The 11,989-nt window shown below is 70.3% G+C and carries 10 protein-coding genes; 6 read left to right on the top strand and 4 right to left on the bottom strand.

The window, feature by feature from the left end:
* Positions 1-65: 65 nt before the first annotated feature.
* Positions 66-2,021, top strand: coding sequence for a MinD/ParA family ATP-binding protein (locus tag RL72_RS18680; protein WP_045252378.1), 1,956 nt, complete (start codon positions 66-68; stop codon positions 2,019-2,021).
* Positions 2,021-2,512: a peptide deformylase gene (locus RL72_RS18675; protein WP_045252377.1), complete on the top strand. Its 492-nt coding sequence runs from the start codon at positions 2,021-2,023 to the stop codon at positions 2,510-2,512. Before RL72_RS18680 ends, RL72_RS18675 begins: the two co-directional genes overlap by 1 nt.
* Before the next feature lie 73 nt (positions 2,513-2,585).
* On the opposite strand, the gene RL72_RS18670 is transcribed toward RL72_RS18675, so the two are convergent.
* Entirely contained in the window at positions 2,586-4,412 is a 1,827-nt protein-coding gene (locus tag RL72_RS18670; protein WP_045252376.1) for an AMP-dependent synthetase/ligase, read from the bottom strand.
* Positions 4,413-4,581: 169 nt separating this feature from the next.
* Here RL72_RS18670 and RL72_RS18665 point away from each other — a divergent pair, with 169 nt between their 5' ends.
* Both RL72_RS18665 and RL72_RS18660 read left to right on the top strand, forming a co-directional pair.
* Entirely contained in the window at positions 4,582-5,271 is a 690-nt protein-coding gene (locus tag RL72_RS18665) for a lysophospholipid acyltransferase family protein (RefSeq protein ID WP_045252375.1), read from the top strand.
* A gap of 61 nt (positions 5,272-5,332) precedes the next feature.
* On the top strand, positions 5,333-6,667 hold the full coding sequence (locus RL72_RS18660) for a class II 3-deoxy-7-phosphoheptulonate synthase (RefSeq protein WP_045252374.1): 1,335 nt from the start codon (positions 5,333-5,335) through the stop codon (positions 6,665-6,667).
* Positions 6,668-6,729: 62 nt separating this feature from the next.
* Here RL72_RS18660 and pknB read toward each other — a convergent pair whose 3' ends face one another.
* Both pknB and RL72_RS18650 read right to left on the bottom strand, forming a co-directional pair.
* Entirely contained in the window at positions 6,730-8,673 is a 1,944-nt protein-coding gene (pknB, locus tag RL72_RS18655; RefSeq protein ID WP_045252373.1) for a Stk1 family PASTA domain-containing Ser/Thr kinase, read from the bottom strand.
* A gap of 115 nt (positions 8,674-8,788) precedes the next feature.
* A complete protein-coding gene (locus tag RL72_RS18650; RefSeq protein ID WP_045252372.1) occupies positions 8,789-9,811 on the bottom strand; it encodes a LysM peptidoglycan-binding domain-containing protein in 1,023 nt (340 codons plus the stop codon).
* 189 nt (positions 9,812-10,000) lie between these two features.
* Between RL72_RS18650 and RL72_RS18645 the strand changes: the two genes are divergently transcribed.
* Complete coding sequence (locus RL72_RS18645; protein ID WP_045252371.1) at positions 10,001-10,336, top strand: Rv2175c family DNA-binding protein; 336 nt, start codon at positions 10,001-10,003, stop codon at positions 10,334-10,336.
* A gap of 42 nt (positions 10,337-10,378) precedes the next feature.
* On the opposite strand, the gene RL72_RS18640 is transcribed toward RL72_RS18645, so the two are convergent.
* On the bottom strand, positions 10,379-11,401 hold the full coding sequence (locus RL72_RS18640) for a polyprenyl synthetase family protein (protein WP_082072514.1): 1,023 nt from the start codon (positions 11,399-11,401) through the stop codon (positions 10,379-10,381).
* A gap of 198 nt (positions 11,402-11,599) precedes the next feature.
* On the opposite strand from RL72_RS18640, the gene RL72_RS18635 reads away from it, so the two are divergent.
* The gene (locus tag RL72_RS18635; protein ID WP_045252369.1) at positions 11,600-11,971 is read left to right on the top strand and encodes a DUF3040 domain-containing protein; all 372 of its coding nucleotides are present in this window, start codon (positions 11,600-11,602) and stop codon (positions 11,969-11,971) included.
* The last annotated feature ends 18 nt before the right edge of the window (positions 11,972-11,989 follow it).

The following is an 11,989-nucleotide window of genomic DNA, read 5'->3' as shown; positions in this document are numbered from 1 at the left end:
GTGCACTAATCTTGTGCGGGCGATGCGCTCGGCCAGAGCGCGTCGCGGGGGAGAAGCAGAGCACCATGACCACAGACCGCAGACATACGCAGAGCGAGGACGCCGAGGATACGCTCGGGGTCCTCGACAGCACCGGCGCCATCGGCACGGCCGACATCGGGCTGCTCGGCGAGGCGACCGCACAGGTCCCCGTCGCGCTTCCCGTCACCGACGAGGACGATCTCGTCGACGACGATGTGACCGAGGGCGAGGCGTTCGCCGACCTCGTGCTCGAAGCAGATCCTGCCGCGTTCGTCCGGGAGGACGACGGCATCGGCCGGATCCACCAGGGCGCGGGCATCTCCGACATCGTGATCGAGATCCCCGCGATCGCCGCGGACGAGGCGGTCGTCGTGGCGGAGCTCGTCGACAACGACAAATCCGCGGAGGAGCCGACGTCGACCGCCGTACCCGAGGGCGACGTGGACGACGCGCCCGAGGGCGTCGCTGAGCACGCACCGGGTCAGGACGCGAGCCCTGAGCCCGACGAGGAGCCGGAGTCCGACGCGTCACCGGAGCCGGAGTCGGAATCCGAAGAGGAGCCCGAGCCGGAGTCCGACGTCGCACCGGTCGACGCGGACGCGCATCCCGACGAGGTCGACGCCGCCGCCGACGCCGCGCCCGAGGACCTCCCCGTCGCGGACGTCGCGGACGCCCCTGAGGAGCCGTACGCGGAGCCGGACCCGGTCTCCGAGGTCTCGGAGCGCGCTGCCGGTCCCGCCGAGGACCGCACCGCCCGCGAATCCGAGGACATCGAGGTCGAGGACAAGGGATCCGGATCCTTCGCTGCCCGGCCCACGCCCGCCGAGCCGACCCCGCCGGCCGCGGACCTGTCCGAGGTCCCGGTCGACGCCGATCCTGCGGACGGGACCTCCGACGAGGCGGTCGTGCTGCGCGCGGTCGAGCCCGTTCTCGCGCCGGTCCCCGCGGCGCACATCGCCGCTCCCGCGGTCGAGGAGGAGATCATGCCCGATGATCACGCCCGTGTGCCCGAGCCCGAGCTCGCCGCGCGCCGGCTGGACCAGCTGAGCGACCGGCAGAGGGAGAGCGCGGATCTGCTCACCGCCGACCGGCTGCTGGACACGTCGCGCCTCGCGGGGCCCGAGCCGGAAGGGCTGTGGAGCCACCTGCTGTACACGATCTCCGGCCGCCGCATCAACCTCGGCGACGGCAAGCGCGCGCAGCAGCGGAAGGCGCTGAGCGCCCGCATCGCCGCGCCCCTGCCCGGAACGGCCCGTTTCGTCCCGGTGCTGAGCCGCAAGGGAGGCGTGGGCAAGACGACCGTGACGGCGCTGCTCGGCATGGCGCTCGCGGACGCCCGCGAGGACCGGGTCATCGCGGTCGACGCGAACCCCGACCGCGGCACGCTCGCCGATCGCATCGCGCGCACCAACACCAAGACCGTGCGCGACCTGGTGCGCATCCACGACCAGGTCACCGGCTACCACGACATCTCCGCCGTGGTCTCCCGGGACGCGACCCGTCTGGACGTGCTCGCGTCGGACACCGATCCGCGCGTCTCGGAGGCGTTCAACGACGAGGACTACGACCAGGTCGCCTCGGTCGCCGCCCACTACTACTCGCTCGTGCTCACCGACACCGGCACCGGAATCGTGCACGCGGTGATGGGGGCGACGCTGGATCGCGCCGACACCATCGTGATCGTGGCCGGCCTCAGCGTCGACGAGGCGCGTCTCGCCTCCGAGACGCTGACGTGGCTGGAGACCAACGGCTATGCGGACAAGGTCCGCGACGCCGTCGTGGTGCTCAATCAGTCCACCCCCGGATCCCCGATGGTCCGGCTGAGCGAGCTCGAGGCGCACTTCCGCACCCGGGTCGCGCATGTGCTGCGGATCCCGTACGACCCGCGCATCGCCGCGGGCAGTGCGATCTCGTTCGCGGCGCTCCAGCCCGAGACCCGGCAGGCGGCACGCGAGCTGGCGGCGGTCGTGGTCGAGGGCCTGAGAGCGCAGGCCGCCTGATGACGGTCCGTGAGATCCGCCTGTTCGGCGACCCCGTGCTGCGCACCGTCTGCGCCGAGATCGAGACCATCGACGACGGCGTGCGTGCGCTCGTCGCCGACCTCGTCGACACCGTCGAGCTGCCGGGGCGCGCCGGCGTCGCCGCCCCTCAGATCGGGGTGGCGCTGCGGGCGTTCAGCTACAACATCGACGGCGACATCGGCTACGTGCTGAACCCGGTGCTCACGGAGGTGCGCGGCGAGCCCGTGCCCACGGGCGAGGGCTGCCTCTCGGTGCCGGGTCTCTGGCATGATGCGCTGCGGCACCCGTGGGCCCGTGTGGAGGGCATCGATCTCGACGGCGAGCCCGTCGTGCTCGAAGGGGAGGGTCTTCTCGCGCAGGCGCTGCAGCACGAGACCGACCACCTCGACGGGAAGGTGTACCTGTCCCGGCTGGATCCGGAGACGCGCAGGATCGCGATGCGCGAGGTGCGCGAGAGCTCCTGGTTCTGACGCGGCGCGTCGCGACGAACGAGGAAGGCCCGGGGATCCGCAGCGGATCCCCGGGCCTTCCTCGTCGAGGCACTCAGCCCAGCGGCACCGTCGTGGTGGCGGTGGTCTCGTTGTAGATCTCGGCGACCTGCGGGGCGAAGTCCTTGAGGATCACGTTCCGCTTGATCGACAGCTTCGGGGTCAGGTGGCCGCTGGCCTCCGTCCACTCCGTCGGCAGGATGGTGAACTTGCGGATCGACTCGGCCCGCGACACCCGGGTGTTCGCGGTGTCGATCGCGCGCTGCACCTCGGCGCGCACCGCGTCGTTCGTCGCGGCGTCGGCGAGGGACATGTCGGCGGGCAGGCCGTTGTTCGCGAGCCAGGCCGGCAGCATCTCCGGGTCGAGCGTCACGAGGGCGCCGATGAACGGCTTCTGGTCGCCGACGACGACCACCTGGCCGACGATCGGGTTGGCGCGGATCGGATCCTCCAGCGCTGCGGGGGAGACGTTCTTCCCGCCCGCGGTCACGATGATCTCCTTCTTGCGCCCGGTGATGGTGAGGAAGCCGTCGTCGTCGAACGATCCCAGGTCGCCGGTGCGGAACCAGCCGTCGTCGAACGCCGCCTCCGTGGCCTCGGGGTTGTTCCAGTACTCCTTGAACACGTTGACGCCGCGCACCTCGATCTCGCCGTCATCGGCGAGGCGCAGGCCCACGCCCGGCAGTGCGGGGCCGACGGTGCCGATCTTCGCCTTGTGCGCGGTGTTCACGGTCGCGGGCGCGGTGGTCTCCGTGAGTCCGTAGCCCTCCAGGATCGTGATGCCCAGGCTGTGGAAGAAGTGGCCGAGCCGGGCGCCGAGCGGCGCCGAGCCGGAGATCGCATACTGCACGTTGCCGCCCATCGCGGCGCGCAGCTTCGCGTACACGAGCTTGTCGAACAGGGCGAACTTGATCCGCATCCCGAGCGGGATCTTCGCGCCCTCCTCGAGGAGGCGGGAGTGCTCGATGGCCACGGCGGCGGCGGCGCGGAAGATCTTGCCCTTGCCCTCGCCCTCCGCCTTCTGCTCGGCGGAGTTGTACACCTTCTCGAAGACGCGCGGCACGGCGAGCAGGAACGTGGGCTTGAAGGAGCCGAGGGCGGGGAGCAGCTGCTTCGTGTCCGGCTGGTGTCCGGTGCGCACGCCCGCGTGGATGTCCAGGATGGAGATGAACCGGGCGAACACGTGCGCCGTGGTGATGAACAGCACGGTCGACGCGCCCTGGATCGAGACCACGTCGTCGAGCGACTTGGCCGCGTTGCGGGAGAGCTCGACGAAGTTGCTGTGCGTGAGCACGCAGCCCTTCGGGCGTCCCGTCGAGCCCGACGTGTAGATGAGCGTGGCGATGTCGGCGCCGTTCGCGATGTTGCGCCGGCGCTCGATCTCGTCGTCGGCCACCTCGGAGCCCTGCGCCGTGAGCTGGGCGATGGCCCCCAGGTGCATCTGCCAGACGTCGCGGATGAGGGGCAGATCTCCGCGGACCTCGTCGAAGCGCGTGAAGTGCTCGGGAGACTCGACCAGGAGCGAGATCGCTCCCGAGTCCTCCAGGATCCACTGGATCTGCGACGGCGAGCTGGTCTCGTAGATGGGCACCATGACCGCGCCGGCGTAGAAGAGGGCGAAGTCGACCAGCGTCCACTCGTAGGTGGTGCGAGCCAGGAAGCCCACCTTCTCGCCCGGCTGGATGCCGGCGGCGACGAAGCCCTTCGCGAGGGCGACGACCTGGGTGCGGAACTCGCTCGCCGTGATGTCGCGCCAGCCACCCCGCTCCGGGACGGAGAACAGCGCGAGATTCGGGGTCTTCTGCACCCGCTGCTCCAGGAGATCGGTGATGTTGTCCTCGGGTGCGGCTTTCACGATCGCGGGGACTTCGAACTGGACCACGGCAACTCCTTCGGGGCCGGACGGGTACGTGCTTCTCAGGAGTCTATGCCACGCGGCGCCTGGGGACGAGGCGGCACCGGTGGGATCCAGTCGCACGAAGTGTGAAACTGCGTCGCACGGCTCGAGCTCGCCCTCGTCAGGGCCGCGACGGCGGGATAGACTGCGGGCGATGATCTACTGGTTCATGAAGTACATCGCCATCGGTCCGCTGGTGAAGGCGATCTTCCGCCCGTGGATCGTGGGCCGTCAGCACGTTCCCGCGACGGGGGCGGCGATCATGGCGAGCAACCACCTGTCCTTCTCCGATTCGATCTTCCTGCCGCTCATGCTCGATCGGAAGATGTCGTTCCTCGCCAAGAGCGACTACTTCACCGGCAAGGGCCTGAAGGGGTGGGCTACCCGCATGTTCATGAAGGGCACCGGCCAGCTGCCCATCGACCGGTCGGGCGGCAAGGCCTCGGAAGCGTCGCTGAACACGGGCCTCAGCGTGCTCGGACGCGGGGATCTGCTCGGGATCTATCCCGAAGGCACCCGCAGCCCCGACGGCAAGCTCTACCGCGGACGCACCGGGATCGCCCGGATGGCGCTCGAGGCCAAGGTCCCGGTGATCCCGGTGGTGATGGTCGACACGGACATCGCGATGCCGACCGGGCAGCGCATCCCGCGCATCATGCGCGTGGGCATGGTGATCGGCGAACCCCTGGACTTCTCCCGCTACGCCGGGATGGAGAACGACCGCTACATCCTCCGCTCGGTCACGGACGAGATCATGGTCGCCCTCCAGCGCCTGGGGGAGCAGCACTATGAGGACGTGTACGCGTCGACGGTCAAGGAGCGCCTCGCGGCGCAGGCGTCGTAGCCGGCGCCGGGCGGGCTTCACAGAGCGATCGGCACCCTTCGCGGCACTCTAGGATGGGGGGATGCCTCAGCCTCTCGATCTCGACTCGTGGCGCGCCCTCCCGATCAAGCAGCAGCCCCAATGGCCCGACGCCGAGCGCGTCGCCGAGGTCTCCGCCCAGATCGAGGCCCTTCCGCCGCTCGTGTTCGCCGGTGAGGTCGACAACCTCCGCGACCGTCTCGCCCGCGCGGCGAGCGGGAAGGCGTTCCTGCTGCAGGGCGGCGACTGCGCCGAGACCTTCGCGGGGGCGACCGCCGACCAGATCCGCAACCGCATCAAGACGGTACTGCAGATGGCGGTGGTGCTGACGTACGGCGCCTCGATGCCCGTGGTGAAGATGGGGCGCATGGCGGGCCAGTTCGCCAAGCCGCGCTCGAGCGACACCGAGACCCGCGGCGAGGTCACGCTGCCCGCCTACCGCGGCGACATCGTCAACGGCTACGACTTCACCGAAGGGTCGCGCGAGGCGAACCCCTTGCGGCTGCTGCAGGGGTACCACACCGCCGCGTCGACGCTGAATCTCATCCGCGCATTCACCCAGGGCGGGTTCGCGGATCTCCGCGAGGTGCACTCCTGGAACAAGGGCTTCGCGCAGAACCCGGCCAACCAGCGCTACGAGCGGATGGCGGCCGAGATCGACCGCGCGATCAAGTTCATGGAGGCGGCGGGCGCCGACTTCGACGAGCTCAAGCGCGTGGAGTTCTTCACCGGCCACGAGGGCCTGCTGATGGACTACGAGCGGCCGATGACCCGGATCGACTCGCGGACCCTCACGCCGTACAACACCTCGGCCCACTTCCTGTGGATCGGCGAGCGCACGCGCGAGCTCGACGGCGCGCACGTGGACTACTTCTCCCGCATCCGCAACCCCATCGGCGTCAAGCTCGGCCCGACCACGAGTCCCGACACGGCGCTCGCGCTCATCGACAAGCTCGATCCGAACCGCGAGCCCGGACGCCTGACCTTCATCACGCGCATGGGTGCGGGAAAGATCCGCGACGCGCTGCCGCCGCTGCTGCAGGCCGTCAAGGACTCCGGTGCGCAGCCGCTGTGGGTCACCGACCCGATGCACGGCAACGGGATCACCACGCCCACCGGCTACAAGACCCGTCGCTTCGACGACGTGGTCGAGGAGGTCCGTGGCTTCTTCGAGGCGCACCGCGCCGTCGGCACCTTCCCGGGCGGCATCCATGTCGAGCTCACCGGTGACGACGTGACGGAGTGCCTCGGTGGTTCCGAGCAGATCGACGAGGCCGCGCTGGCGACTCGCTACGAGTCGCTCTGCGACCCCCGCCTGAACCACATGCAGTCGCTCGAGCTCGCGTTCCTCGTCGCCGAGGAGCTCGAGAAGCGCTGACCGTCCTGCGACTCGGGGGCCCGGACCGCATCGCGGTTCCGGGCCCCCGTCGCAGTCAGGGGTCAGCCGCTGACCTTCACGCGGACCGTGGAGTTCTTCTCCACGCTCTCGCCCGCCTTGGGATCCGTCCCCGTCACCTGGAAGAGGCTCCAGACGACCTCGGGCACGCTGGTCTGCGGATTGAGGCCCGCATCGGTCAGCGTCTTCATCGCGTCAGCCAGGTTCGCGCCGACGACGTTCGGCACCGTGATCGGCTCCGGTCCCTTGGAGACGTTCAGCGTGATCGTGTCCCCGGGGCGCCAGTTGCCGCCGCCGTCACGGTCGCCGTAGCCGATCACGCGGTCCTTCGGCACGGAGTCGCTGTAGGAGGAGTTCGAGTCGGGGTTGACCTTGAGTCCCACCGCCGTGAGCTTGCCGGTGGCGTCTCCGACCGTCATTCCCGACACGTCGGGAACCGGCCCCAGCGACACCAGGAGGCGGATCTGATCGCCCTCGAAGACGCTGCACCCTTCGCCGCACTCGTATCCGGCCGCACCCGAGCGCGGCGTGACCTCGGCGTTGATCACGATGCCGTTGTCCGCACCGGAGAACAGCGCCACGGAATCCTGCAGCTGCAGGTGGAACGGCGCGAGCGCCTTCTTGCCCTGCTCCTCGGTCATGCCGTCGAGCTTGGGCAGGTCGTGCTTCGCGGGGCCCGCCGAGATCATGACGGTGACTTTGGCCTTCTTGTCGACGCGGGTGCCCGCGGCGGGGTCCGTGCGGATGGCCTGACCGGCCGGCACCTTCACCGAGTTCTCGCTGCCCTGGACCGGCGTCAGCCCGTCCTTCGTGATCGCGGCCGCCGCGACCTCCCAGGTCTTGCCCGCCACGTCCGGGACCGACAGCTTCGATCCGGGACCGGATCCGAACCACCAGCCCGTGCCTGCGGCAACGACGGCGAGCAGCAGCACGAGGGTGAGCAGCAGCGCACCGCGGGACCGGCGCTGCGCGGTGCGGCGACGCAGCAGCGTCGCGTTGTCCAGCGGTGCGTCCGTGGTCGTCGTCGGAGCGGGGGCCGGGGCCGTGGCGCCGGGCGGCAGGACCAGCGTCTGATCGCCGGTGTCGCGCAGCGGCAGGGCGGTGGTCTTGGCGGTCGTCGTGGCGGTGGGCGCGGGGACGACGCCGAGCTCGCGTTCGATCACGCGAAGCCGGTCGAGCATCTCCTGCGCGTCGTTCGGGCGCTCGTCGGGCGTCTTCTCGGTCGCCCAGAGCACGAGCTCGTCGAGCTGCTCGGGCACACCCGGGTTGCGCACGCTCGGGCGAGGCACGGAGTCGGTGGCGTGCTGGAAGGCGATCTGCATCGGCTGCTCGCCCTTGTACGGCTGCTCGCCGGTCAGCATCTCGTAGAGCATGATGCCGAGCGCGTAGATGTCGCTGCGGGCGTCGGCCGTGCCACGGGTGACGAGCTCCGGCGCGAGGTAGGCGATCGTGCCCATCAGCTGCGCCCCGGACGCGGTGTTCGCCGTGGTCGCGCGGGCGAGCCCGAAGTCGCCGATCTTGATGCGACCGTCCTCGGCCAGCAGCACGTTCTCCGGCTTGACGTCGCGATGCACGATGCCGGCGCGATGCGCCGCGGCGAGGCCGGACAGCACGGCGTCCATGATCGTGATCGTCTGCGGCACCGTCAGCCGGCGCTGCTCGCGCATGAGCTCGCGCAGCGTGATCCCGGGAAGGTACTCCATGACGAGATACGCAAGTTCGCCGTCCTGGCCCTGGTCGAAGACGTTGACCACGTGCGGGTCGGCCAGCCGGGCCGCGGCCCGCGCTTCCTGGATGAAGCGGCTCTGGAACACCGAGTCGTCGCTCAGGTGGCCGTGCATCACCTTCAGTGCGATCCGGCGCTCCAGGCGCAGATCGGTGGCGACGTACACGGTGGCCATGCCGCCGCGGGCGATCCGGGCGCGGACGCGGTAGCGACCGTCGACGAGCCGCCCGATGAGGGGGTCGGCTTGTTGGCTGGTCGTCACGAAAAGAGTCTAGGGAGAACTCGCTGGGAGCCTGGGCAACGGCTCGCGGGCACGCGGTTTTCCGTACGCCCCGGCTGACCGGCGGGCGTCCGCGACGGCAGCTCGGCAGGCGCGCTCAGCCCAGGGCGGCGAGCCAGGCCTCCGCCTGAGGCTGCCACAGGGCGTAGCGGGCGGGGTAGGCGGAGATCTGCACCTCCTGCGCGGCCTCGCCGAACCCGAGGCCCTGCCAGCCAGGGATGTCCAGGAGGCCGTTCGTGTGTGCGGTGCCGGTGAAGAAGGCCTGTGCCGCATAGGACGGGTCGGCGATCTGCTCCGGGGTGCCCCATCCGGTGCTCGGGCGCTGCTGGAACAGGCCGATCGAATCGCGGTCGCCCGCGGGCGCGTTGGTGAGCCGGGACTCGACCATCGCGGTCGCCAGGGCGATCGCGATGCCGTGCTCCGGCACGCCGAGCTGACGCCCGATCTGGATGATGAGCCGGGCGTTCGCGACCTGCTCGTCGCTGAGCACGACCTGGGGTGCGGAGTAGGTGTCGACGGCCGGGGCCGAATCGGCGACGGACGTGCTCGCCGGTGCCGATGCCGGCGCAGGCACCGGGGCGGCGAACCGCAGCGTCTGTCCCGGGTAGATGATCGAGTCGGGCGACAGCCCGTTGGCGGCGAACAGCTCGGCCAGCGAGACGCCGTGCTGCTGGGCGATCGACCACAGGGTGTCGCCGGCGGCGACCTCGTACCCTGCCGCGGCGTCCGCGGCAGGCGCCTCCGCCGGAGCCTCCGCGGGGGCGGGGGCAGGGCCGCCGAGGGACAGGACCTGCCCCGGATGGATGATGGACCCGGATCCGAGCCCGTTGGCGGCGTACAGGGCGGCGACCGTGGTGCCGTGTGCCCGCGCGATGTCCCAGAGGGTGTCGCCCTCCTGCACGGTGTAGTCGGCGGGAGGCGCGACCTCGGCCGGCACGGTTCTGGCCGCGAGCGCCGCGAGCACCGCACCCGTGGGCAGTGCGACGAGCGGTGTGCGTGCGGCGGACTCCGTCGCCTGCGCGTGCGCCGGCGTCGCGACGAGCGCGCTGGCCACCGCCGTCAGCAGCACGGTCGGCGCGGTGACGCCGAGGAGGCGGCGCGTACTCGTTGCGGTCGTCATGGATCCCCCGATTCAGACGGTTTCTGCCGGTGCGCAGCGTCGCGCGTCAGCCCTTCGACGCTGGCACGGAAGTGATCTCAAGTCAACAGAAGTGATGAATGTTAAAAGAGTGATCAACGCGACGGAGCGAAGGCGGGGCGACGGCGAAGGCGACGGGGATGAGAACATTGCAGGGTGTCTGAAACCGCAATGCCGACCCCAGAGGTCGAATGGCTGACCCTTCCCGACCTCGTCGAGATCCTCGGAGAGCCGCTCGGTCGCGTGCATCGGCTCTTCGACGAGCAGCACCTGGTCGGTTCCCGGCGCCACGGGGCGCTGGCCGTGCCGGCGCTCTTCGTCAAGGACGCGCAGCCCCTCGGCTCTCTGCGCGGGACGATCATCGTGCTGAAGGACGCCGGGTTCAGCGATGACGAGGTCATCGACTGGCTGCTCGCCGAGGAGGAGTCCATCGGCCGCTCGCCGATCGCCGCACTGCGCGACGGCCACAAGAGCGAAGTGCGCAGGATCGCCCGGACCCTGGCCTGATCCCGCGCCAGGGTCGGATCCCGCGTCGGAAGGGATCGTGACTCAGGCGGTGCGCTGCGTCGCGTCCCGCGCGAGACCGCGCAGCAGCTCGAGAGCGCGCGCGTCCAGCGGGGCGTCCTGGAGGGCGGCCTCGCCGGCGGCGGCGTACTCGGAGATCAGCTGCTCCATGCGGTTCAGCGCTCCCGACTCGGTGATGATCGCCTGAAGGCTCGCGATCTGATCCGCGGTCAGAAGCGGGTCTCCCAGCAGCTCGTCCACGACCCGCCGGCCCTGCGGCGCCAGCGCCTGGCGCGTCCACGCGATGAGAAGGGTGCGCTTGCCCTCGCGCAGATCGTCCCCGGCGGGCTTGCCGGTGAGCTGCTCGTCGCCGAAGACGCCGAGCACGTCGTCGCGCAGCTGGAAGGCCATGCCGAGCGGATGGCCGAACGCCCGCAGCGCCGCCTGCTGGGCCTCGTCGGCGCCGGCGATGGCCGCACCGATCAGCAGCGGCTGCTCGACGCTGTAGCGGGCGGCCTTGAGCGACACCACTCTGAGGGCGCGTTCGGCGTGACTGTCGTCGTCGCTCACGCTCCACGCCGACTCCTCGGCGATGTCGAGGAACTGCCCGATCGTGACGTCCCTCCGCATCCGCGCGTACTCGGCGCGCACCGCGTGCGCATGCGGGCTTGCGGCGATCCCCGCCTCGAGCAGATCGTCGCTCCATGCCACCAGGAGGTCGCCGAGGAGGACGGCGGCCGCGCGGCCGAACTCGACGGCGTTTCCGCTCCAGCCCTGACCGACGTGCGAGGTCTCGAGGGCGCGATGGGCCGAGGGGCGACCGCGGCGGGTGTCGGAGTTGTCGATGAGGTCGTCGTGCACGAGTGCGGCCGACTGGAACACCTCGAGTGCGGCGCAGGCATCCCAGAGCGCGTCCGGCTCGGCATCCGCACCCGCGAGACCGGCGACGGACGCCCAGCCGGCATGGCAGAACCGTGCACGCAGGCGCTTGCCGCCGCGCAGCGTCGCCTCGGCCGAAGCGACGAATGCCGACGCGTCCGGGCCGTAGGTCGCCGTCTCCTCGCGCATCCGGGCGACGAACGCCTGGAGTCGGTCGGAGACCTGTTCGATCACAGCGGAGGATGCCACGCGTTCAGCCTACCGAGCGGGCACCGGTGCCGGCGGGGGAGCCATGCGGCGAGGTGATGCGCAACTCCCAGCGGAATCCCTACCCCGGCGCATCATCTCGCGCGTAGACTGGGAGGAAGACCACCCGAGGGGGACGAAATGCCACTCTCCGAACAGGAGCAGCGCATGCTCGATGAGATGGAACGCCATCTCATGCAGAACGACGCAGACGTCGTTTCCGCGCACGCAGGAGACCGCGCGCTCAGTTATCGCAATCTCATCTATGGAGCGGTGCTGCTGCTCGCCGGCATCGGCGGCCTGATCGTGGGCGTCGTGGTCGGCAACGTCGGAGGCATCATCATCGGCGTCGTCGCCTTCGCGGCCATGCTCGGCGGCCTGATGCTCGCGCTCACCCCGGTGCATCGCACCGGAGCCCGCGACGCCGCAGCCGGGACGGGCTCGAAGGAGCCGTCGCCGTCGTTCATGGATCGCATGAACGACCGTTGGGATCGGCGTCACGAGGAACGCTGATCCGCACTTCGTGATCTG

It is taken from the genome of Microbacterium azadirachtae (genome assembly GCF_000956545.1).
Classification (GTDB): Bacteria; Actinomycetota; Actinomycetes; order Actinomycetales; family Microbacteriaceae; genus Microbacterium; species Microbacterium azadirachtae.
Note: the sequence above shows the minus strand (reverse complement) of the source record. Positions and strands in the feature narration are given on the sequence as shown.

Coding starts and splice junctions, on each gene's coding strand:
- RL72_RS18680 (WP_045252378.1), top strand. CDS start 66: ATGACCACAGACCGCAGACATACGCAGAGCGAGGACGCCGAGGATACG.
- RL72_RS18675 (WP_045252377.1), top strand. CDS start 2,021: ATGACGGTCCGTGAGATCCGCCTGTTCGGCGACCCCGTGCTGCGCACC.
- RL72_RS18665 (WP_045252375.1), top strand. CDS start 4,582: ATGATCTACTGGTTCATGAAGTACATCGCCATCGGTCCGCTGGTGAAG.
- RL72_RS18660 (WP_045252374.1), top strand. CDS start 5,333: ATGCCTCAGCCTCTCGATCTCGACTCGTGGCGCGCCCTCCCGATCAAG.
- RL72_RS18650 (WP_045252372.1), bottom strand. CDS start 9,811: ATGACGACCGCAACGAGTACGCGCCGCCTCCTCGGCGTCACCGCGCCG.
- RL72_RS18645 (WP_045252371.1), top strand. CDS start 10,001: ATGCCGACCCCAGAGGTCGAATGGCTGACCCTTCCCGACCTCGTCGAG.
- RL72_RS18640 (WP_082072514.1), bottom strand. CDS start 11,401: ATGCGCGAGGAGACGGCGACCTACGGCCCGGACGCGTCGGCATTCGTC.
- RL72_RS18635 (WP_045252369.1), top strand. CDS start 11,600: ATGCCACTCTCCGAACAGGAGCAGCGCATGCTCGATGAGATGGAACGC.